This is a genomic window from Ignavibacteriales bacterium, from assembly GCA_016709765.1.
Lineage (GTDB): Bacteria > Bacteroidota > Ignavibacteria > Ignavibacteriales > Ignavibacteriaceae > IGN3.
The window spans coordinates 431,836-454,415 of sequence record JADJMD010000008.1 but is presented as its reverse complement, the minus strand read 5'-3'; the positions used below and the strand labels follow the sequence as shown (position 1 = coordinate 454,415).

Sequence of the window (22,580 nt, the reverse complement as noted above, 5' to 3'; positions counted from 1 at the left end):
TTTTAATAAATCCTTATATTCAACAAACAAGTGTGTAAAGCGTTCGTGCATTTGTTGTGAACAATATGCTATACTTTTCTTTTGTGATAACTCCACATAAAGCTGCTTAAAGTTATTAATATTTTTAACCATTAAAACATCATTTATAATATGCATAAAATGTTCGCAGGATTTAATTTTACTTAAAAAAATATTGTAATCAAACTTGCTTGATATTAAACTGTTAAATATATCTTGAGAGTATTTGTTAAACCCAAACGCAGCAATAAATCCATCTTTATTTTTGCAATCACAAGGGATTCATTTTCAGAACTTAACAACTTAAAACACTGATAATAATCATTAGGTTTTAAATCAATTACATCAGAACTAACTATAAGGTTATTTTTATGAGATAAAAATTCTTTAGTTGATAATTTTTCAAAAAGAAGAACTTTGTCTGATAAATCTGTATAAATAAAATTTAAATTATTTTTTTTTAACTCCTCAGGTAAATAATCCCTTTCATAATTGCTCCAAATACAATAAACATCAAACTTGTTTTCTTTGCCTTGCAAATTTTCAAGAATATTTAGATAAAGAGATTCTGCCAGATAGATAATATCTTCTTTTGCAATTTCATTTAAGCTTTTATCTACGCTTTGCGGATTAAATAAATCGGATGGGATAATATAAACAGCTTTTGAGTTCATTGATTAATCATTTTGTAATAATCTTTTGATAAAGTCTCTATAATTATCAACATCCAGTTCATAGTAAGCTCTGCTAGCACCATTTGAGTTTTTAACTGAACCTTGCGAAATGCAAGAGTTGTTGCTGCTTTAATATATGCTTTACGATTACGTTCATCAAGCCAGCCTTTTCTTTCTCGTTGAGGTGAGCTTAATATAATCAGATGTGATTCAGGAATTATTCCGTTTTCACTTTCTTCTCTAAGCTCATTAAAAATTATTTTTCTTTCACCTCTTAATGAAATAGAAAAAACAGAAATAAAAATTATTATTGCAACAAGCATAAACAGAAATCCGATTGGTGCAATGTTATCATAACTTAGACTTATGTTCCAAATTGAATGTATCATCATTGCAAACGTTAATCCAGCAATTGTATAAGAAATTTTTTTAGGCGATGATTTGAATTTTGCCAATCCAAGAAATGCTCCCAGCGTTGCAGTTGAAACACAGTGCATCACAGCAGAAAATAGACTTCTTATAACCACTAACATCATCCAGTTTGCAACTGAATCGCCGTAAGTTACAAAGTACAAGAAGTTTTCAGTCATCCCAAATCCAAGTCCAATTGCCCCACCGTATACAATTCCATCGGTAATGTTATCAAACTTCTTATTCGTAATTGTAATCAGTAAAAACAAACCTTTAGTAATTTCTTCTACAATCGGGGCAACAACAACAGCACCAAATCTGCTAAGCTGTATATTATCTTTTATAAAAAATGAAACGATTGCCGTAAAAATAAAACTGCAGAGTAATGCAAGCACAATAGCACCAAGTGCGCCCCAAAAGATAATTTATAAAAACAAGTTTAAATGGCTCTCGGTCGTATCGATCGAATTTCCAAATCAATACTAAATAGATTGACATTGGAATAATTGCGGCTAATGCAGAAAAGATTATTAACATTTAATTTTTGGCAATGATAACTATTATTAAAAATCTGTTTCAAATTATTGATTTGGCAGTGAAAAACCCAAAAATATTTTTAACTAATTCCATAAATTGAATTGCAGGTTTTGTAGATTTGATTTTCAAAGTAAATATTTCAATCACTGTGTATTCAATTAGATAGTTTAGTTTTACTCTGATTTTATCAATAAAAATTTTGATTATCTTTATAACAGCTTGAATTGTTCCAAAAGCTTAATATTTGAGCTTTAGCATTGTTTGATTATATAATGGTTCAGTTATATATTTAGCCTCGTTTTTTGCGTGATTTTGCAAGATGATTATAAAAATATCAAATTTAAACGTTGGGGAACACGATTTTGTTTTTGAGGACAAAGTTGATGTTTTGGAATTAGATAAGCCATTTTATGGAAAGTATAAATCTTCTGTAATCTTAAATAAATTGCACGATCAGTTGATAGTTTCGGTAACTTCAGAATTTAAAGTAAAATATGAATGTGATCGATGTGGAACTGAGTATAAAGCAAGTTTAACGAGTGATTACAAAATGATTTATCTAATGAATGAAGCGCCGGAAGAAACGGAATCATTAAATGTAAGCTATCTAAACAGAGATGCAGATAAGATTGATATTACGATCGATGTTCGCGAATTTGCACTGCTTTCAATTCCGATGAAAAACTTTGTAAAGAAGATTGCAAAGGATTGTGTTACCGATGTGGTAAAGATTTGAATAAAGAAGAATGTAATTGCAGTACACAAAAAATAGACCCGAGGTGGAAACCTCTTATGAACTTGAAAGATAAATTAAATCTCAATTAAATATAATGGAACGATAATATGGCACATCCAAAACGTAAGATATCTAAAAGTCGTAGAGATAAGCGTAGGACACATTATAAGGCAGTAGCACCTTCATTAAGCACTTGTGGAAATTGCGGTGATATGAAACTTGCTCATCGTGCTTGCCCTTCCTGCGGTTACTACAATGAACGCTCTGTGTTTATTCCTAAAAGCTAATTTTTTATAGCTTACTTATCTAATGGCTGAATCAGAAGCTAAAATTTCTAAGTGCAGAATAATTGTTGATGCAATGGGGGGCGACTACGCCCCTCAAAATGCTGTAGTTGGAGCCATTGATGCTTACAATGAAAAGAACGACTTTGAACTTTTTCTTGTTGGTAAAAAGGAAGAAATATTCTCGGTTATAAATTCCAATCAACTTTCATTTGATGAAAAATTTATAATCCATACTGATGAAATTATTGGTATGGGTGATTCACCAACTTCCGCCCTTAAATTAAAACCAAACTCGTCAATCGTAAAAGGTGCACAGCTTGTTAGAGAAGGAAAAGCAGACGCTTTTGTAAGTGCCGGTAACACCGGTGCGATGATGAGCGCTTCAACATTAGTAATGGGTAGAATTCCGGGTGTAGGACGTCCAACAATAGGGGCTGAAATGCCAAATGTTTATGGTGTTTGTTATTTGTACGATGTTGGTGCCGGTAAAGATGCAAAACCATCACATCTTTTTGAATATGCTGTGATGGGGACTATTTATGCAAAAGAAATGGGAGGAATTAAAAATCCAAGCGTTGGACTATTAAGCATGGGTGAAGAAGTGGGTAAAGGCAATGAAGTTTCTAATGATGCTTTTAAACTTCTTAAAGAATCCAAATTAAATTTTATTGGAAATGTTGAGGGTCGTGATATACTAACAAAGCAAGTTGATGTTGTTGTGTGTGATGGTTTTGTTGGAAATATTATTTTAAAATTTGGTGAATCAGTTCCTAAACTTCTTAAACATCTTTTAACGGAAACTGCTGAAGCAAGTTTTTTGACAAGTTAAAAGTTGGATTATCAAAGGAAACTCTTAAAAAATCCTTAAAGTCTTTGGATTATCAGGAACATGGGGTGTACCGTTGCTTGGCGTTAATGGAATAAGTATTATAGGACACGGATCAAGTTCTCCTAAAAGCAATTAAAAACATGGTTTTAAAGCTAGAGAAATGTATAATAAAGACCTCATTAAAAGATAGAAAATTCTATCAAACAATATTCTAAAAAATAATTACTGGAAAATTAATGTCTGATAAAAGATTTAATGCAATGATAACAGGGGTTGGGATGTACACTCCTGATAAAGTACTGGATAACAAATATTTTGAATCAATTGTTGAAACAAATGATGAATGGATAAAAACCAGAACTGGAATCAGCGAAAGAAGAATTTTAGAAGATGGTGCCACAAGCGATTTAGCAGCTCGCGCAGCATTAGATTTATTTGAAAAACATAATGTTGATCCAAAAGAAATTGATGCAATTATAGTTGCAACTGTTACACCAGATATGTTTTTTCCTGCCACTGCATGTTTGGTACAAAATAAAATTGGTGCTATAAATGCATGGGGATTTGATTTATCTGCGGCTTGCTCAGGTTTTCTTTTGCTTTGCAAACAGGTGCCTTATGTTTCTGCTGAATTAATGGAAAAAAGCAATCTTAAATCAGAAGACATTGCGTATCTTGTTCCTCATCAGGCAAATTTAAGAATTATTGATGCAACAGCACAAAGAATGGGAATTAGTAAAGACAAAGTGATGATTAATATTGATAAATATGGTAATACAACGGCTGCAACAATTCCATTATGTTTAACTGAATACTATCGAGCCGGAAAAGTAAAAAAAGGTGATAATTTAATATTATCAGCCTTTGGAGCTGGATATACATGGGGCGCAATACATGTTGTTTGGGCAATTTAATTTATAAAACATAAACTATTTCAATGTCAAAAAAAGCTTTTTTATTTCCTGGTCAAGGATCACAATATATTGGTATGGCTAAAGATTTATTTGAAAAATCTGTAGAAGCCAAAGAGATGATTAAAACCGCCAATGATGCTCTTGGAATTAATCTATCATACATAATGTTTAACGGACCAGAACAACAGCTTAAGCAGACTGAGTTTACACAACCAGCAATTTTTTGCACAGTGTTATTCTTTCAAGTTTAATTAGAACACTTGAACCTGAAGGCGCGGCCGGTCATTCACTTGGAGAATACTCAGCATTAGTTTCAGCAAATGCAATTCAGTTTTATGATGCAATTAAACTTGTACGAGCTAGAGGTAAAGCGATGCAACAAGCGGGGATTGATAATCCCGGAACTCTAGCAGCTATTATCGGATTAGAAGCAAACAAGGTTGTAGTTCTTTGTAAAGAAGCATCTGAATTCGGAATTGTACAATGTGCAAATTTTAATTCGCCCGATCAGATTGTTATATCGGGCTCAATTGATGGCGTTAGAAAAGCGATGGAATTATGCAAAGCGAATGGTGCTAAATTAGTCAAAGAGCTTGTTGTTAGCGGCGCATTTCATTCACCATTAATGCAATCAGCTAAAGATGTTTTGATGGATTCTTTAGTTTTTGCATCATTTTACGACGCAAAATTTCCTGTGTATGCAAATGTTACAGCAAAACCAGTTACAAAAAAAGATGAAATAAAAAATCATTTGCATAATCAAGTTACTTCTCCTGTAAGATGGGAAGAAACAATAACTAATATGGTAGCTGATGGCTTTGACGAATTTTATGAAATTGGACCAGGAAAAGTTTTACAAGGATTGGTTAAGCGAATAAATCCAGATGTAAAATTATTTGGAATAGATAAATATGAAGATTTGGAGCAGTACTTATAATGGAATCAAAGATTAATCAAAAATTTACTAGAGAAATTAACGGTGTTTATATTGATCCACAGATTTTTAATTTTAAATTTTCCTGTAAGTGTGGTGGTGAATGTTGCAATTACGGCGTTTACACTGATCTTAAAGAACACGAATATATTTTAAGTATTAAAGATAAAATCATTCCTTTGTTGGATGAGACTCAAACTAAAGATATTGATAAATGGTTTGAGGCACCTGAAGAAGATGAAGATTTTGAATCAGGTGTAGCTGTCGGTACAGAAGTAATCGACGGTAAATGTACATTCTTGGATAAAAATGGTTTATGTACTCTTCAAAAACTGGCTATGAATGAAGGCGCCCATAAGTGGAAGTACAAACCAATTTATTGTGTGCTTTTTCCACTTACAGTTTTTGAAGGTGCGCTTACAATCGATGATGAACATATTGATAGATTAAAAACTTGCAGTAAAGATCCTATTAAAGAAACAAGTATCTTTGAGGCGTGTAGAGAAGAATTGATTCATTTCTTTGGAGAAGAAAAATTTATAGAACTTGAAAAGTATAAAAATGAATATTTATCCGAACATCTTTCCGGAGTTGAAAAAAAATGACAAGTAAAGTAGTTGAATCACATAATAAGCGCGCAATTGTAACAGGTGGTACAAGAGGAATCGGCAGAGCAATTGTAAAAGAACTTGCTTCGAGAAGCTGCTGTGGGGTTTTATTTTCTGATGTCGCTTTTGTTTATAACAGTTGTGATGAATGTGCTGATGAATTAATGGGTGAAATTGACTTTCCTGGAATTAAGATTCATGAGTTTTAAAGCTGATGCTTCATCATTAGAACAAGCTAATGCAACTGTTGAAGCAGCTATAGAAAATTAGGTGGCGTTGACATATTAATTAATAATGCCGGGATTACCAGGGACAATTTACTTTAAGAATGAGTGAAAAGAATTTGATGATGTTATTAATGCAAATCTTAAAAGTGTTTTTAATTACACAAAAGCAGTTTCAAACCTATGATCGCTCAACGATATGGTAGAATTGTAAATATCGCTTCGGTTGTTGGATTGATAGGCAATGCCGGGCAATCAAATTATTCTGCCTCAAAAGCAGGAGTAATCGGTTTTACAAAATCTATGGCTCGCGAGTTAGCATCTCGCAATATTACGGTTAATGCTGTGGCGCCCGGTTTTATTCAAACAGACATGACTAATAAATTGACCGAAGAGCAAGTTAAAAAGTTAGTTCAAAATGTTCCGATGGCTCGATTAGGTAATCCAGAAGATGTAGCTAAAGTTGTTGCGTTTTTATGCAGTAAAGATGCAGATTATATTACAGGTCAAGTTATTTCGGTTGATGGCGGAATGACAATGTAATTTACAAATCTATTTGTTTCTTAGATTTTATTTTCATTAAATTTAAACCAATAAATAATAACTCAATTAAATACAAAACTAAAAGAGGAGAACACTATGGATGTTGAAGCTAAAGTGAAAGAGATCATTATTGATAAATTAGGTGTGGAAGAATCTCAAATCGCTCCTGAGGCATCATTTACAAATGACCTAGGCGCTGATTCACTTGACATTGTTGAATTAGTAATGGGATTTGAAAGCGCTTTTCAGATTTCTATTCCTGATGAAGATGCTGAAAAATCGGAACAGTGGGAGACGCTGTTAAGTATCTTTCAGAAAAATTAGCTTAAGTTTAATAAAGTCGGGTGTAAGAGCCCGACTTCCTTTCCATTTATATGATTTTACATATTACATACAGCTTATGCTAATAAGGTTTTATGAATAGAAGAAGAGTTGTTGTAACTGGCATTGGTGCGGTAACGCCAATAGGGTTAAATGTTCCAGATTTTGGAATGGCCTAATTTCGGAAAAATGGCGTGGCTCCAATAACCCACTTTGATGCTTCCAAATTTGATACCCATTTTGCTGCCGAAGTAAAAGAGTTTAATCCCGATAATTATTTTGATAAAAAAGCTGTTAAAAGATTAGACAGATTTTCTCAATTTGCTATTGCTGCTTCCGTTCAAGCCATTGAAGATTCGAAGATCAACTTAGACCAAATTAACTTAGAGAGAGCAGGCGTTATTTATGGAAGTGGGATCGGTGGATTGCAAACGCTTCAAAATGAACATTGGAAATATTTTCAGGATAAAAACCCTGGGATCATAAGTCCATTTTTTGTCACTATGATGATTTCAGACTTAGCTGCCGGGCAAATCTCCATTCGTTTTGGACTAAAAGGACCTAACTATGCAACTACATCAGCTTGTGCAACAGCTTCAAGATGCCATATCAGATGCTTATATGATAATTGAAAGAGGCGCTGCGGATATTATGGTTGGTGGTGGTAGTGAAGCCTCAATAACTGAAATTGGCATGGGCGGATTTAATGCGATGAGAGCATTATCCACATGGAATGATAGATATTTAGAAGCCTCACGTCCATTTGATAAAGACCGAAGCGGTTTTGTTATGGGCGAAGGTGCTGGTACATTAATTCTTGAAGATCTTAATCACGCAATTAATAGAGGCGCAAAATTTATGCTGAACTTGCAGGAATAGGCCTAACTGCAGATGCGCATCATATAACTGCTCCTGCTCCAGGCGGTGAAGGCGCAGTAAGATCGATGAAGATTGCTATAGAAGATGCGAGACTTTTATTAAATGATATTGATTATATTAATGCCTATGGAACATCAACACCACACAATGATATTAATGAAACAAAAGCTATAAAAACGTTATTTGGCGAACATATTACAAACTTGTCGTTAGTTCAACTAAATCAATGACCGGGCATTTATTAGGAGCTGCAGGTGCTATTGAAGCTATTGCTACAGTATTAGCTATGAATAATAGTTTGATACCACCCACAATAAATCTTGATAATCCTGATCCTGAATGTGATTTGAATTACAGTGCAAAAAGACAAACTGAAAAAGAAATAAATGCCGCAATCAGTAATACTTTTGGATTTGGCGGACACAATGCATCATTATTGTTTAAGAAATTTGAGGAATAGTTTTGAGTTCTTTTTTTCTCGTTTGCTTAAATACTTTGGCTTTCGGGAAGAAAGCAATAATTCCCACCAGGTTAAAAAAATACTTACCCCACATAAATTTACAGAGCTTGAAGAATTAATTGGTTATCCAATTAAAGACAAATCACACTACATTCAAGCTTTAATGCATAGATCATTTTTAGAAGAACTTGAGGAGGATGACACCTCAAACGAAAGATTAGAATTTTTAGGAGATTCCGTTTTAAGTCTTGTTGTTGCGGAATATCTATTTGAAAATTTTCCGAAAGAAAATGAAGGTTTCTTAACAAAAATAAGAGCCCGGCTTGTAAACCGTTTTGCTTTGTCGGATGCTGCAGAAGATATAGGATTAGCTAATTTTATTTTAATAAATCAAAATTTAACAAATACATTTGCAAGAGCATCTAAAACGGTACTATCAGATGCATTTGAGGCTATAATTGGAGCAATTTATTTGGATCACGGTTTAGAGATTTCCAGAAAATTTATTCATAAAGTTTTAATACTTCCAATTGTAAGAGAAGGAGATTATTTGGTTGATGAAAACTACAAAAGTCAGCTATTGGAATATGCTCAAGCAAATAAAATTGAAGCCCCTAATTATATTGTAATCAAAGAAGAAGGACCGCAGCACGATCGAATATTTACGGTTAAAGTGAGTGTTGGCGAAGATTATTTTGGTATTGGAACCGGGAAAAACAAAAAACTGCCGAACAAAATGCCGCAAGAGCAACTCTTGAAAAAATTCCTCATTAAATAAACCACAAACTTAGTTTAACAAAAATTGCACTAAAATATCTCTTTCTGTCAATCAGATTTACAAAGATTTTCCTTAATTTTGAACCTCAAAATGAAAGTATTTTTTAATTTTCTTAAAATAAAAATGAGTTTGTAAATGAAATCTTTTCAACATCCGGATAAATTTGAATCAAGACATATTGGACCAAATCATAAAGAAATAAATGAAATGGTTAGATTGTGCGAGTTAATTCACTCGAACAACTTATTGATGAAACCGTTCCAAAAAATATCAGACTTAATAAAAAATTGAAGTTGGATGATGCTTTAAGTGAATATGAGTTCATCAAACTAATAAATCAATTAGCATCAAAAAATAAAATTTATAAAAGTTATGTTGGGATGGGATATTCTCCTGTAATTCTTCCACCCGTTATTCAAAGAAATATTTTAGAAAATCCGGGCTGGTACACACAATACACACCATATCAAGCTGAAATTGCTCAGGGTAGATTAGAAGCTCTGCTCAACTTTCAAACAGTAGTTACAGACTTAACTTCACTACCAATAGCAAACGCATCTTTGCTGGATGAGGGCACAGCTGCATCAGAAGCAATGTTGATGTTTTATCACAACAGAAAAAAAGATAAATCAAACTCAAATAAATTTTTTGTTTCAAATGAAGTTTATCCACAGACAATTGATGTTTTGAAAAATCGATCCAAACCATTAGGAATAGAATTAGTCGTTGATGATTTTAAATCAGTTGAACTTACAAATATTTTTTTTGGATTATTGGTTCAATATCCTGCACAGAACGGAGAGATTTATAATTACAAGGCTTTCTTTGAAAAAGCCACTGCACTTGGAATTTATAAAGTTGTAGCAGCAGATTTTATGAGTTTATTATTATTGACTCCTCCGGGAGAATTTGGTGCGGATTGTGCCGTTGGCAGTACCCAGCGATTTGGAATTCCAATGGGGTATGGTGGACCGCACGCAGCATATTTTGCTACAAAGGAAGAATTTAAACGAGTTATACCTGGAAGAATAATCGGTGTTTCAATTGACTCGCAAGGCAACAGAGCACTTAGAATGGCATTACAAACAAGAGAGCAGCATATCAAACGTGAAAGAGCCACAAGCAATATCTGTACTGCACAGGTTTTGCTTGCTGTAATGGCTGGGATGTATGCGGTATATCATGGACCGGAAAATCTAAAATCAATAGCGCAAAGAATTAATAATTTAACACAAGTTGTTAGTGATAATTTAAAACAATTTGGAATGAATCAGGTTAACAAAAATTATTTTGATACCATAACGTTTAAGGTTGATAGCATAACAATTGAAAAATTAAAAACTACAGCACTAAGCAAAGAAATAAATCTAAATTATTTTATCAAAGATTGTGTAAGTATCTCGTTAAGCGAGATTACTACTTACCAAGATGTAATAGAACTTATAAATATTTTTGCAGAAGTTTTGGATAAAAAGCAGATTTCAATTTCTACTTCAGAAAACAATGGTATGTTAAAATCCACTATTGAAACAGAACTAATTCGAACATCAAAATATTTAGTACATCCTGTTTTTAATTCTTATAGATCTGAAACTGATATTTTAAGATATATGAAACTTCTTGAAAATAAAGATCTATCACTTGTTCATTCTATGATTCCGCTTGGTTCTTGTACAATGAAATTAAATGCAACCACTGAAATGATTGGAGTTACGATTCCACAGTTTGCAAGCATTCATCCGTTTGCACCAAAAGAACAAGTCGCTGGATATTTAGAAATGTTTAGTGATTTAGAAAAAGATCTTGCAGAGATTACAGGATTTTCCGCAGTATCATTACAGCCAAATTCAGGCGCACAAGGTGAATATGCGGGTCTTTCAGTGATCAAAGCTTACTTAGAAAATAAAGGTGAATTACAACGAAACATAGCATTGATTCCATCTTCCGCTCATGGAACAAATCCCGCAAGTGCCGTAATGGCAGGTATGAAAGTGGTTGTTGTAAATTGTGATAGTCACGGAAATATTGATGTAAGCGATTTGCTTGCAAAAGCTGAAGTTAACAAAATAACCTCGCAGCATTGATGGTAACATATCCATCCACTCACGGTGTTTTTGAAGAATCAATAAAAGAAGTTTGTGAAATCATTCATCAATATGGCGGACAGGTTTATATGGATGGTGCAAATATGAATGCACAAGTAGGATTGACAAGTCCGGGTGAAATTGGTGCTGATGTTTGTCATCTTAACTTGCACAAAACATTTTGTATCCCCTATGGTGGTGGTGGCCCTGGAATGGGACCGATTGCGGTTGCAAAACATTTAGCTCCTTTTTTACCTGGTCATCCGATCGTTGATATTGAAAAAGGTAAATCTATAAATGCAGTTTCTGCAGCTCCATTTGGCAGTTCAAATGTATTAATAATTTCTTACGCTTATATTAAAATGATGGGCGAAGCCGGTTTAACAAACGCTACAAAATAGCAATTTTAAATGCTAACTATATTAAGGCTAAGTTAGAAACTTATTTCAAAGTTTTGTACTCCGGAAAAAATGGAAGAATTGCACACGAATTGATTTTTTGATATGCGTGAATTTAAAATATCCTCTCATATCGAAGTTGAAGATATAGCTAAAAGATTAATGGATTATGGCTTTATGCACCAACTGTCTCATTTCCGGTTGCGGGTACTTTAATGGTAGAACCAACCGAAAGTGAGCCAAAATCTGAAATGGACAAATTTTGTGAAGCTTTAATCAGCATAAGAGAAGAGATTAAAGAAGTAGAAACTGGAATTGCAGATCAAAAAAATAATGTACTGAAAAATGCACCACACACTGCACAAATGGTAATTTCCGATAGATGGAATTATCCATACGGAAGAGAAAAAGCAGCTTATCCAATTCATTGGACAAGAACAAATAAATTTTGGGCAAGCGTCAGTCGCGTTGATAGTGCTTATGGTGATAGAAATCTTGTTTGCAATTGTTTGCCCATTTCAGATTATGCTGAAGACAGTGTAAGCAGTAATTAGGTTTATAAGTGTGATCAAAGCGGTTAAATAATTATTTATAAAATTGATTTAGAAAACAATAACGATTAGTGTTAAAAAGAAAAACCAAACCAGCAATTTTAATATTGCAAGTCGTTATTGTTTTCTCGTCATATATCTTTCCACAAAATCCAGACTCATTATTCAATTCCGAATTATATCCATTTGTTGTTGATTCAATTGCAATAAGCGGAAACGATATTACTGAAGAATTTATAATTTTTAGAGAATTAAATTTTGCCCCAGGAGATACACTAGCAAAAAATAACGCTTATTTTAATCGTGAAAGAGTTTATAGTTTAGGAATTTTTAATCACGTTTACTTCATTCCCACCATTGTAGATTCCATTAATCTATTAACGATTGAAGTTGAAGAGAGCTGGTATATTTATCCTATTCCATTTTTAGATGCGAGAGATGGTGACCTGGATAAACTGACTTATGGTATTCTATTAAGGTTAAGAAATTTTAGGGGTAGAAACGAGGACTTAACTGCTTCCATTGGATTTGGGTATGACCCAAGGTTTAGTCTTGGATATTTCAACCCAAATATTCTTGGGAATGAAAATATTTTTATTGGAATGCGTGTTGGATATTCTGATATCTCAAATAGAAGTTTAATTGCAGAAAATATTTATGGTAGAGCTTTCGATCAAAATGATATAAGTGCTAATCTTACATTAGGGAAAAGAATTGGATTGTTTGACCGTTTCTATTTAACAGGTGGTTATAATTATATCGAAACTCCATTTTTTATAGCCGGTATAAATGCATCAGATGATAGAATTGATAATGTTGTTGAAGTTGGTGTTGGTTATGAACACGATACACGTGACCTATATCAATTTCCGAAAGACGGAATATTTTCAAGTTTTAATTTTACTCAAAAAGGTTTGGGATTTGATAATATCAATTATAGCATTGCCAGAGTAGATTATAGAGAATACAGACAATTGTTCTCTAAACTTATAAGCAAGTGGCGATTTAATTCACGATTTACTTTTGGTGATGACGTACCATATTATGATTATTCTAGATTAGAAGGTAGTCAAAGAGTGCGTGGACATTATGATGAAAAGTTTGAAGGCAGGGATTATTATTTTGGTTCTCTGGAATTTTACTATCCAATAATTGAGGAGTTAAATATCGATTTAACCTTTATTCCAATTATTCCAGATCAACTTTTATCATACAGAATTGGTTTTTATGCACAAGTTTTTGCAGAAACGGGAATTGCAAAATTCAAAAGTGATCCTCTTGCTATAAATAGATTTAATTCGGGTTACGGATTTGGAATTACATTACTAATTTTACCTTATCAAGTTTTACGAATTGAAATGGCTTTTAACGAACAAATGAAATCAGAGTTTATTTTAAATCTTGGAATATCTTTCTAACATAGAGCTTTATTATTGTGCTTCTGTTTTGGACGATGCACAAACTTTTTTGCTTGTTGATGATGAATATCAGCATTGCGTAAAAGTTATGCGTAATAGTGTTGGCGATAAACTTTTTTCTACGGATGGTTGTGGTAATATTTTTGAAGGAATCATAACTGAATTCCAAAAGGGAAGTGTTGCAGCAAAGATTGAAAAAAAATATTGTTACAAAAATGTATTACAAAACTTTACTTTTTACATCCCAAATCTTAAAAATCCTGACCGATTAAAATTTGCGTTAGAAAAATCAACGGAACTTGGAATAACTAATTTTGTTCTATTTAATTCTGAAAACACTGTAAGCAAAGGTTTTAAGTTAGATCGATTAAATAAGTTTGTTCTTGCTGCAATGAAACAATCTTTGAGGTCATTTTTACCAAATATTTCGGCTATAAATTCCATTGCGGAAATCAAAAACTATAGCGGTGAAAAAGTTTTATTTGACCAATTATCAACAGAAAGTATAAAAGACTATAGATTTGATCCGAAAAAGAATTACTTAATGATATTTGGTCCCGAAGGTGGATTGTCACAAAAAGAAATTGAAATTATAAATCCAACACTAAAATTTAGTTTAATTGAAAACAGATTAAGATCTGAAACTGCAATTGTAAAAGCAGCCTCTATTATTTCTTAGTTTATGAAGATTGCCACTTTATATCGATTGTTTTTATTGAGTGTAATTGGGTTATTTGTTGGTTGTAGTTTAAGTACAAGGTATTCAAAATCAATAAATGAAAATGAAAAAAGTGAGATTAAAGGATTTAGAATACTCGAAACTGAAACTGGCACAGCATCTTATTACGCAGATGAGTTTAATGGAAGCAAAACTGCAAACGGTGAAATTTATTATATGAACGCTTTAACGGCAGCACATCCAACTTATCCATTTAATACAGAATTAAGAGTTACTAATTTACAAAACGGGAAAAGTGTTGAAGTTAGAGTAAATGATAGAATGCCACAGTTTAAAACAGAATTTTAGATTTATCATTAGCCGCTGCAAAAAGATTGATATGATTAGTGCTGGAATTCAGGAGGTTAAAATTGAAGTGATTAGCTGGGGAAAGTAATTGATCAATAAAAAACCCGGCTGTAACCGGGTTAAAAAATTATTGAATCTTTTTCCAGAGATCGTTTTTTATAATTTCATATTTCATTTTTTGTTTTTTATCTAATAGACTTTCAATTTTTGTTTGAGCATCTTTTATTAGTGCGTTTTTATTCTCAGGTTTTAAAGAAATACTATTTTGTAATTCCGATAAAATATTAATTACTTTTGTTTCCTGATCGTTACTTAACAAGACTTTTTGTGTTAAAATTGATGCGATCTCTGTAAGTTTTTATCATCTTGCAATTGAGTTTTTCCTAATATGTTTATTGAAGAAAAAACAAGTATCAACGCTATGATTGTAGCTAATTTATTAAATATAATTGGTTTCATTTTGTATCTCCTATTAAATCACTATGGTTCTAAAACTAATTTTAATATCACTAAAATACAAACTTTAGTATAGTTACATATATGCAAGATCCGTTCCACATATTGGCGCTTAAAGAAATCCAGAATTTGGTTGTTAAACTAAATAAGTATGGCTTCTCTGTATCCGATTCGACCAAAAAAATGTACAATTATGAAGTTACTGTAAACAGTAAAAGTGAACAGGCTAAATTATTGATTTATTTTGGTAAAAAGGGAATTAAAAAGGTTATTCAGGCAAACCCAGAATCAAACATCTTTAAAGTAATTAACAATGTAGTTTTTGATCCAACTTTTTTTAAAGATGAAAAGAAAAGTGAAATTGATTTTGAGCAGTACATCGGAACTGATGAGTCTGGAAAAGGTGATTATTTTGGCCCATTAGTTATTGGAGCAGTTTATATAGATAAAAAGACAACTGCCGAATTAGAGAAGATTGGTGTTAAAGATAGTAAGTTAATTTCCGATAATAGTATTAAGATTCTTGAACCAAAGATAAAAAAGATTGTGGATGGTCATTTTGAGATTATCCAGATAAATCCCGAAAAGTACAACCTGATTTATCAATCGTTTAAAAATCTAAATAAATTGATGGCTTGGGCGCACTCAAAAGCTATTGAGAATCTTGTTCTAAAAAGTAAGTGTACAGATGTTATCAGTGATAAATTTGGAAATGAAAAACTTATCTCCGATGAGTTAAAGAAAAAAAATATTGAAATAAATCATTTTCAAACTACAAAGGGAGAGCGATTTACTGCAGTTGCTGCTGCCTCAATTTTAGCAAGAGCAAAGGTAATTGATTGGTTTTATTTTAAAAGCAAAGAGTTGGGATTTGAAATTCCAAAGGGTGGTGGTGCAGCTGCAACAATAGTTGCAAAACGTGTTTTTAATCAATTTGATGAAAGATATTTAAGGAAAATGATTAAATTTCATTTCAAAAATTCACAAAGTATTTTCAAGCAATAAAAAGGTCAAATAGTAAAAATGGCAAAAAAGAATGGAATAAGAAGAATTGGAATTTTGACGGGTGGAGGCGACTGCCCTGGGTTAAATGCTGTAATTAGAGGTGTAACAAAACCTGCCGAAGATTATGGAATGTCGGTGTATGGAATTATCGATGGTTTTGAAGGATTGGTGGAAGGCAAAGCTAGAGAACTAACCAATGCAGATGTATCCGGTATTCTTTCCAGAGGCGGAACAATTTTAGGATCATCAAACAAAGGCGATCCATTTCATTGGCCTGTAGAAGTTAATGGTAAAATTGAAATTCAAGATAAAGGCGCTGCTGCTGTAAAGAATTATAATTCTTGGGGATTAGATGCTTTAATTGCGATTGGCGGCGATGGCACAATGCATATATGTAACAAACTTTCTAAAATGGGAATGAATATTGTTGGCGTACCTAAAACAATCGATAATGATTTGGAAGCTACTGAAGTAACATTCGGTCACGATTCTGCAGTTTACGTTGTTTCTATGGCACTGGATAGGTTGCACACCACGGCATCCTCACATCACCGAGTTATTGTAGTTGAAGTTATGGGACGATATGCTGGTTGGATTGCATTGAACGGTGGTCTAAGTGGTGGTGCAGATATTATTCTAATTCCAGAAATTCCTTTTTCGTGGGATAAAGTGGCAGAAAAAATCCATGAACGTGAATTAATGGGAAAACGATTTTCATTGGTTTGCGTTGCGGAAGGCGCAAAACCTTTAGGTGGAGAAATTGTAACAAGAGGCAGTGATATTAAACGTACTGATCCAATTCAGCTTGGTGGAATTGGGAAAGTAGTTGCAGATAAGATTGAAGAATTAACCAAACGTGAAACTCGTGTTACGGTATTGGGACATCTTCAAAGAGGTGGTAGTCCTACTCCCTATGACAGAATATTAGCAACTAAATTTGGTGCATTTGCAATAGATCTAGTTGCGAATAAAAAATTTGGCAGAATGGTTTCTTTAAAATGTAACGAGATTAGAAATGTAAAAATTGAGGATGCAATTGCTCGTCAAAAACTTGTTAAACCTGATGATCAAGCAGTATTTGTCGCTAAGTCATTGGGAATATCATTTGGTGACGAATAAATTTTGATATTTTAGCGGCAGATTATATATTTGGCACTCAAATATTAACGGGGTCGTAGTTCAGTTGGTTAGAACGCCTGCCTGTCACGCAGGAGGTCGCGAGTTCGAGTCTCGTCGGCCCCGCAAAAAAGCCCTAAAACAAATTGGTTTAGGGCTTTTTTATTTTCAAATAATATAAATATACTGTTTGCCGGTTCAGATGGATTTGTAGGCCATTTAAGACTAAGGGTGATACGCTATACTTGAACCAATCCAGGTTTTGTTTTTATTAAAATCAACTCCCATCATTTTCCCTTTACTCGTACGTATCAGGTTATTTACAAGTACTGGTTTTCCATTTTTATTTTCCCACAAAAACATCATACGTATTTCAACTTTTGAAAAATCATCAGGTGTTTGGATTAACGGAGCGTAATCAACTTTTTGCTGTAGAATGTAATTACTTTTATTTTCAACACCAATAAGTTTTTCTTTTGTAACATCAACATCTACTCCTAGCCCTGCAAAGGAAAATAAAGGTTTTAAAACAAAATCATTTAAATTATCTGGAAACTTTTCAAGTTGATTTAAGAAATAACATTCGGGTACATACTTACCCGTTAACACAGGTAATGAAAACTTACTAATTTTAAAAAACCAATTTGGATGACCGGCCCATTCAGCATCAATCTCATCTCGAAAATCAAAATCAAACTTAATATTTTTTCTTTCAAGTTCATCAAAAATCACACGGTTATAAATTCGTTTTACTTGAATTTCTCTACCGTCTTTAGCATAAAATAGTTTTTTGCCGCGTTTTTTTATTTTTGATAAGCAAACTGTTTGGACCCCTGTTAGTTCTTCTGTTGCAGCAAAATCAATTCTAGTCTTTTGTTTTTCTGGTTCTATCTCGAGCAGAATCACATTTTCAGGATCCTGATTACCAACAATAAGTTTTGTTAGCAGTGTTCGGTAAGTATCTTTGTTCAGCCCACTAAAGTAACTATGGAATCCGACCGGTATGTCAAAATGTTTTTTAATTACATCATTAAGGTAAGCCTGATAACCATATAAAGAAGGAAAAGCTTGAAGTTCAATTAATTTAGGTAAATACCCTTCATCGTTTTTGGTAACAGCAAAATCTAATTGTAAAAATGGAGGATGTTCAAAATCGTTCGGTACTTTTAAATGTTCTGGTATTGCTACTTCTGATCTTTTTAAAAAACCGGTTTGCTGAATTTGAGTTATTACGTCATCACAAGCTTTTACAAGCTCGCTTGTTAACCCGCGTGATAAGAAAAGGGGAGTTTCGCAGACTCTAAAATCTGTTGGATATTTTAAAACTGTATTTAGATCATCCAAAAAATCTTTGTAAACCTTTTCTGAAAAATCACTATTAAACTTTTTTCTGATTTCTGGAACCATTTTTAAACCGTAATGGAGATTAAATCATTAATAGCATTATTTAAAAAAGTTGGGATAACTGTTTTTCGAGTAAGTTTTATTTTGTCTTGGTCCTCAAGCAGAGCAATCATTTCAATATATCTTTCTTCGTTGTAGCGATCGATGATAAACTTTTTTCTTTCATCTTGTCTAAAATGATAAAGCATACTTTCAGGATCAGCTTCAGGGTGGAATTGTGTTCCAACTATTTCGTTGGAAATTCTTATCGAAGTTATTGCAGGATTATTTTTATTTTCTTCTTCAGGAATTTCCCAAGATAGAATTTTTGCGCCAAGTTCATCAATCTTTTTTGATCTTGATTTACAACCTGCCAATGCCGGATATCCGCAGCGTAAAAAGGGTTGGTGAGATTTTTTAAAATTGGATCATTTTTACCAGATTGGGTTTTTTCAAAGGGCATTACACCAAAGGAATTTATGAATCGCTTACTAACCTCACCAAATTGAAAATATCTTGCCATCATCTGGAATGAATGGCATATAAAGAAAATATATTTTTTTTGATCTGAGTTTTGATTGTGATTCCAAATTTTATCTAGTAAGGTGAAATAATCTTTATCCCATTTTTTGTCTTCATCTTCAAATGGACTTCCGGGTCCGCCCGAGGAGACGAAAATATCATAACTTAAATCAGGTACATCACCTTTAAAGCGAGTTTCGTAAACGTCATATTGTAAATCAATGTTTGGGTTATCGTTTCCAGCATCAGCAATAATTTCTTTAATACAGCGCATACCTTCGTTTCGTTCATTATTGTAAAGATCAATCGTAGCAACTTTAATTTGTGATTTATTCATAATATTTATTTTAAATCCAATCCTTTGTGTGTTTGTTCAATGATGTAGTCAACAACGTTTTTTGTATCGTGTGATTGATCCCAAACATCAAGTTGTCTATCAGCGCCAGTGCCCATTTCTAAAATTTTATATATGTAATTGATTTCTTCCCTCGAACCAAGTTCATCAACAACATCATCAACGAACTCCAATAATTCTCCTATTAGTATTTTAAAATCAACTTCCTCTTTTTTACCAAAGTCAATTAATTTTCCTTTTATTCCATAACGAGCAGCACGCCATTTATTTTCTGCAATATAAGCTCTTCGGTATAATCTAAATCCTAGATTTTGTTTTATAAGTTTGTGAAGTTTTGCGACCACCGCTTGCATAACTGCTGTTAGTGCAATCGTTTCATCAACAGTCATTGGAATATCACAAATACGAAATTCTAAAGTCTTGAATACCGGATGAACACGAATATCCCACCATATTTTTTTTGCATCATCTATGCAACCAGTTTTAATAAGTAATTCAACAAATTTATCATATTCAGAGACACCGTTAAAAAAATCAGGAATACCCGTGCGCGGAAACCTATCAAATACTTTACTTCTGTAAGATTTAAATCCTGTGTTTCTTCCTAGCCAAAAAGGTGAATTAGTGGATAAAGCAAAAATATGAGGAAGAAAATATCTTGCGGCATTCATAATATGTATTGCTACTTCGCGATCTTCAACGCCAACATGAACGTGCAAACCAAAAATTAAATTAGCCCGGGCAACCTGCTGCATATCGTCAACAATTACTTTATAGCGTGGGTGTTCAGTAATTTTCTGATCTTTCCAATGAGAGAAAGGATGAGTACCTGAAGCAGCAATTCTTAATCCGTTTTTCATCGCAAGCTTGGCAAGGTTGGTTCTTAACCTTGTTACTTGTTCACGTGCATCTGAAACATCACGGCAAATGTCTGTTCCCATTTCCACAACGGATTGATGCATTTCTGCTTTTACATTTTCTGCAAGAATCATCTTTCCATCATCAAGTATTTGTTGGATATGAGATTTCAATTCTCTTGTAACAGGATCAACAATTTGAAATTCTTCTTCAACTCCTAGCGTAAACAAACCAGCTTCTGTCATTGTAACTTTTCTTTCTTATTTCAAAGGTTTATTGTTTGCAAACGATGTAACAAATGATCCCCATGTTAGATTATTCTGTTCAGGTTTGTGAGCTTTAGCCCTTCTTATTGCCATATCGGCTGCGGCTTCAACAATCCATTCAAAATTTTCTTCACCAACGGAATTTACATCAGCATCCGGTGCGGGATTACAGAAATCAATTGCGTATGGCACTCCATCACGGATGGCAAACTCAACAGTGTTAAAATCATAACCCAAAGCGTTGTTAAGTGCAAGCACTCCGTTATGAACACTATCCAATAACTTTTTCTCAAGCGGTTTTGGATTTCTTACATAACGTAAATGATGAGGCTGTCTCGGATCATATTGCATAATGTGAACATCTTGTCTATCAAGACAGTAGCAGCGAAAATATTCAGTAAAAACTATTTCTTCCTGAAGCATCATTACAAGTTGTGCCGTTTCGTTGTAAGACTTAAAGAACTCATCCATATTATTTAACTTGTAAACATTTTTCCATCCACCGCCCGCAAATGGTTTAAAGTAAGCCGGAAAACCGATATAATTAAAAATTCCTTCCCAATCCAATGGATAAGCTAAATTGCGGAATGATTTTTCAGTTGTATCTGGAGGATGCTGATTTGACGGAAGTATAACTGTTTTAGGAACTGCAACTCCGATTTTTGTGGCAAGCGCATTATTAAAAAATTTATCGTCTGCACTCCACCAAAATGGATTGTTGATTACTGCTGTTCCACTAATTGCAGCATTCTTTAGCATTGCTCGATAGAACGGAACATCTTGAGAAATTCTATCAATCAGAACATCATAACCAAGTGACTCACCTTGAATAATTTTATTTATGTGGGCTAGTTCAGCGGTAATTCCGCTTTCTTTTTTTGAGTTTACTCTATCCACAAAAGCTTGTGGAAAAGTGTTTTCTTGTCCGAATAAGATTCCAATTTTTTTCATTTTTAACTTTCTGAATTAATTTTCATTTATAGTTTGTTTTGTCATTCCCACAAAAGTGCGAATTTACTAACTCTAACTTCTCGGATTCCCGTTTTCACGGGAATAACTTATCCCTTTATAATGAAGCGGATCACACTTCAATCTTATTTAAATATTCAACAAACATTTCTTTCCACCAATTCCAATCATGTCCGGTATTTTCTCTAACATCTAACCAATGTGGAATTTGTTTCTTAGTTAAAATTGATGAAAGAGTTTTATTTTCATCAAGACACATATCAGAATCACCAGTGCCTAGAACTATTCCAATTTTCTTCATTTTATCAAGTATTTTTTTGTCACTCAAATTATTTAAATAATCAGGAGGATTATTGAAATAACAATTATCATCATAATATCCATCTAAAAATCTTCTGATATTTGATGCACCACCCATTGAAAACAAATAACCAACTTTTTCCGGATTACGAAATGCAATATTTGCAGCGTGATATCCTCCAAAACTGCATCCGCCTAAACCAACTTTATTAAAACCGGTATCCTGAAAAGCAAATTCAATTACATCGTTAAGTATTACCTCTTCATAAGCGATTTGAGTTTTGACTCGATCAGCTGGATGAATATTTTTATTATACCAGCTTTCGTTATCTAAACTATCGGGACAGTAAATTTTTATTTTACCTGTATCGATCAAATAAGCTGCTGCATTTATTAATCCAAAATCTTTTGCTTGATAATATCTTGCACGTGATGTTGGAAAAACAATTACCGGAAAACCAGTGTGTCCAAAAACCAGCATTTCAAACTCCCGATTAATAAATTGGGAGTGCCATTTATGATATTCTTCTTTCAAAAAAACACCGTACGAAATTAAAAAGGAAAGAGATTGATGATATATAATTAGAGTTCCCATCAATCTAACTGCTCGGTGGCAAATATATAAAAAATTGCTTTTAGATCAACATTTAACAACCTCAACTAAAAATAATTATCAAGCTCAAATCTTGATTAAAAACTAATTAAATATTTGAATTCTA

At 33.1% G+C, this 22,580-nt stretch carries 18 protein-coding genes, 1 tRNA gene and 7 pseudogenes; 17 read left to right on the top strand and 9 right to left on the bottom strand.

The features are described from left to right. Window positions 1-215: 215 nt before the first annotated feature. Window positions 216-692: a hypothetical protein gene (locus IPJ23_03515; GenBank protein ID MBK7629771.1), complete on the bottom strand. Its 477-nt coding sequence runs from the start codon at window positions 690-692 to the stop codon at window positions 216-218. Continuing rightward, on the bottom strand, window positions 689-1,498 hold the full coding sequence (locus IPJ23_03510; GenBank protein ID MBK7629770.1) for a PrsW family intramembrane metalloprotease: 810 nt from the start codon (window positions 1,496-1,498) through the stop codon (window positions 689-691). The genes IPJ23_03515 and IPJ23_03510 overlap by 4 nt, the downstream gene beginning before the upstream one ends. Window positions 1,499-1,959: 461 nt before the next feature. Between IPJ23_03510 and IPJ23_03505 the strand changes: the two are divergent. The 14 genes and pseudogenes from IPJ23_03505 (at window position 1,960) to IPJ23_03440 (ending at window position 14,631) form a co-directional block, all read left to right on the top strand. Then, a pseudogene (locus tag IPJ23_03505) lies at window positions 1,960-2,465 on the top strand (DUF177 domain-containing protein). An 18-nt stretch (window positions 2,466-2,483) separates the two neighbouring features. Then, window positions 2,484-2,663: a 50S ribosomal protein L32 gene (gene rpmF / locus IPJ23_03500; GenBank protein ID MBK7629769.1), complete on the top strand. Its 180-nt coding sequence runs from the start codon at window positions 2,484-2,486 to the stop codon at window positions 2,661-2,663. A gap of 22 nt (window positions 2,664-2,685) precedes the next feature. Beyond that, window positions 2,686-3,628: pseudogene (plsX, locus tag IPJ23_03495) on the top strand (phosphate acyltransferase PlsX). Between the two features lie 142 nt (window positions 3,629-3,770). Next, entirely contained in the window at window positions 3,771-4,406 is a 636-nt protein-coding gene (locus IPJ23_03490; GenBank protein MBK7629768.1) for a hypothetical protein, read from the top strand. A 23-nt stretch (window positions 4,407-4,429) separates the two neighbouring features. Next, window positions 4,430-5,343, top strand: a pseudogene (gene fabD, locus IPJ23_03485) (ACP S-malonyltransferase). Then, complete coding sequence (locus tag IPJ23_03480) at window positions 5,343-5,945, top strand: DUF3109 family protein (protein ID MBK7629767.1); 603 nt, start codon at window positions 5,343-5,345, stop codon at window positions 5,943-5,945. The pseudogene fabD and the gene IPJ23_03480 overlap by 1 nt, the downstream one beginning before the upstream one ends. Further along, window positions 5,942-6,715 (top strand): annotated as a pseudogene (gene fabG / locus IPJ23_03475) (3-oxoacyl-[acyl-carrier-protein] reductase). The gene IPJ23_03480 and the pseudogene fabG overlap by 4 nt, the downstream one beginning before the upstream one ends. Before the next feature lie 96 nt (window positions 6,716-6,811). Continuing rightward, a pseudogene (locus tag IPJ23_03470) lies at window positions 6,812-7,044 on the top strand (acyl carrier protein). An 87-nt stretch (window positions 7,045-7,131) separates the two neighbouring features. Next, a pseudogene (gene fabF, locus IPJ23_03465) lies at window positions 7,132-8,375 on the top strand (beta-ketoacyl-ACP synthase II). Between the two features lie 22 nt (window positions 8,376-8,397). After that, on the top strand, window positions 8,398-9,153 hold the full coding sequence (rnc, locus tag IPJ23_03460) for a ribonuclease III (GenBank protein MBK7629766.1): 756 nt from the start codon (window positions 8,398-8,400) through the stop codon (window positions 9,151-9,153). A 135-nt stretch (window positions 9,154-9,288) separates the two neighbouring features. Beyond that, window positions 9,289-12,189, top strand: a pseudogene (gcvP, locus tag IPJ23_03455) (aminomethyl-transferring glycine dehydrogenase). Between the two features lie 68 nt (window positions 12,190-12,257). Further along, on the top strand, window positions 12,258-13,604 hold the full coding sequence (locus IPJ23_03450) for a BamA/TamA family outer membrane protein (GenBank protein ID MBK7629765.1): 1,347 nt from the start codon (window positions 12,258-12,260) through the stop codon (window positions 13,602-13,604). After that, window positions 13,588-14,283, top strand: coding sequence for a 16S rRNA (uracil(1498)-N(3))-methyltransferase (locus IPJ23_03445; GenBank protein ID MBK7629764.1), 696 nt, complete (start codon window positions 13,588-13,590; stop codon window positions 14,281-14,283). The genes IPJ23_03450 and IPJ23_03445 overlap by 17 nt, the downstream gene beginning before the upstream one ends. 3 nt (window positions 14,284-14,286) lie before the next feature. Continuing rightward, window positions 14,287-14,631, top strand: a complete 345-nt coding sequence (locus IPJ23_03440; GenBank protein ID MBK7629763.1) for a septal ring lytic transglycosylase RlpA family protein — start codon at window positions 14,287-14,289, stop codon at window positions 14,629-14,631. Window positions 14,632-14,758: 127 nt separating this feature from the next. Here the strand turns inward: IPJ23_03440 and IPJ23_03435 are convergent, their stop codons facing one another. Beyond that, window positions 14,759-14,950 carry a hypothetical protein gene (locus IPJ23_03435; protein ID MBK7629762.1) on the bottom strand — a complete coding sequence of 64 codons (192 nt, stop codon included), beginning with the start codon at window positions 14,948-14,950 and terminating at the stop codon, window positions 14,759-14,761. A gap of 221 nt (window positions 14,951-15,171) precedes the next feature. On the opposite strand from IPJ23_03435, the gene rnhC reads away from it, so the two are divergent. The 3 genes from rnhC to IPJ23_03420 all read left to right on the top strand — a co-directional run bounded on the left by rnhC (window position 15,172) and on the right by IPJ23_03420 (window position 17,334). Continuing rightward, window positions 15,172-16,092: a ribonuclease HIII gene (rnhC, locus tag IPJ23_03430; GenBank protein MBK7629761.1), complete on the top strand. Its 921-nt coding sequence runs from the start codon at window positions 15,172-15,174 to the stop codon at window positions 16,090-16,092. 18 nt (window positions 16,093-16,110) lie between these two features. Next, window positions 16,111-17,211, top strand: a complete 1,101-nt coding sequence (locus IPJ23_03425; GenBank protein MBK7629760.1) for a 6-phosphofructokinase — start codon at window positions 16,111-16,113, stop codon at window positions 17,209-17,211. Between the two features lie 49 nt (window positions 17,212-17,260). Continuing rightward, window positions 17,261-17,334, top strand: a tRNA-Asp gene (locus tag IPJ23_03420). A gap of 99 nt (window positions 17,335-17,433) precedes the next feature. On the opposite strand, the gene IPJ23_03415 is transcribed toward IPJ23_03420, so the two are convergent. From IPJ23_03415 to IPJ23_03390, 6 genes are all read right to left on the bottom strand, one after another. Continuing rightward, a complete protein-coding gene (locus tag IPJ23_03415; GenBank protein ID MBK7629759.1) occupies window positions 17,434-18,615 on the bottom strand; it encodes a hypothetical protein in 1,182 nt (393 codons plus the stop codon). A gap of 2 nt (window positions 18,616-18,617) precedes the next feature. After that, on the bottom strand, window positions 18,618-18,800 hold the full coding sequence (locus tag IPJ23_03410; GenBank protein ID MBK7629758.1) for a hypothetical protein: 183 nt from the start codon (window positions 18,798-18,800) through the stop codon (window positions 18,618-18,620). 65 nt (window positions 18,801-18,865) lie between these two features. Further along, a complete protein-coding gene (locus IPJ23_03405; GenBank protein ID MBK7629757.1) occupies window positions 18,866-19,450 on the bottom strand; it encodes a hypothetical protein in 585 nt (194 codons plus the stop codon). Between the two features lie 5 nt (window positions 19,451-19,455). Beyond that, entirely contained in the window at window positions 19,456-20,571 is a 1,116-nt protein-coding gene (locus IPJ23_03400) for a carboxylate-amine ligase (protein MBK7629756.1), read from the bottom strand. Between the two features lie 15 nt (window positions 20,572-20,586). Then, window positions 20,587-21,543, bottom strand: coding sequence for a hypothetical protein (locus tag IPJ23_03395; GenBank protein ID MBK7629755.1), 957 nt, complete (start codon window positions 21,541-21,543; stop codon window positions 20,587-20,589). 130 nt (window positions 21,544-21,673) lie between these two features. After that, complete coding sequence (locus IPJ23_03390) at window positions 21,674-22,342, bottom strand: esterase family protein (protein ID MBK7629754.1); 669 nt, start codon at window positions 22,340-22,342, stop codon at window positions 21,674-21,676. Between the last annotated feature and the right edge of the window lie 238 nt (window positions 22,343-22,580).

Coding starts and splice junctions, on each gene's coding strand:
- IPJ23_03400 (MBK7629756.1), bottom strand. CDS start 20,571: ATGACAGAAGCTGGTTTGTTTACGCTAGGAGTTGAAGAAGAATTTCAA.
- rpmF (MBK7629769.1), top strand. CDS start 2,484: ATGGCACATCCAAAACGTAAGATATCTAAAAGTCGTAGAGATAAGCGT.
- IPJ23_03415 (MBK7629759.1), bottom strand. CDS start 18,615: ATGGTTCCAGAAATCAGAAAAAAGTTTAATAGTGATTTTTCAGAAAAG.
- IPJ23_03395 (MBK7629755.1), bottom strand. CDS start 21,543: ATGAAAAAAATTGGAATCTTATTCGGACAAGAAAACACTTTTCCACAA.
- IPJ23_03390 (MBK7629754.1), bottom strand. CDS start 22,342: ATGCTGGTTTTTGGACACACTGGTTTTCCGGTAATTGTTTTTCCAACA.
- IPJ23_03410 (MBK7629758.1), bottom strand. CDS start 18,800: ATGCTTTATCATTTTAGACAAGATGAAAGAAAAAAGTTTATCATCGAT.
- IPJ23_03515 (MBK7629771.1), bottom strand. CDS start 692: ATGAACTCAAAAGCTGTTTATATTATCCCATCCGATTTATTTAATCCG.
- IPJ23_03440 (MBK7629763.1), top strand. CDS start 14,287: ATGAAGATTGCCACTTTATATCGATTGTTTTTATTGAGTGTAATTGGG.
- IPJ23_03480 (MBK7629767.1), top strand. CDS start 5,343: ATGGAATCAAAGATTAATCAAAAATTTACTAGAGAAATTAACGGTGTT.
- IPJ23_03405 (MBK7629757.1), bottom strand. CDS start 19,450: ATGAATAAATCACAAATTAAAGTTGCTACGATTGATCTTTACAATAAT.
- IPJ23_03425 (MBK7629760.1), top strand. CDS start 16,111: ATGGCAAAAAAGAATGGAATAAGAAGAATTGGAATTTTGACGGGTGGA.
- IPJ23_03490 (MBK7629768.1), top strand. CDS start 3,771: ATGTACACTCCTGATAAAGTACTGGATAACAAATATTTTGAATCAATT.
- rnhC (MBK7629761.1), top strand. CDS start 15,172: ATGCAAGATCCGTTCCACATATTGGCGCTTAAAGAAATCCAGAATTTG.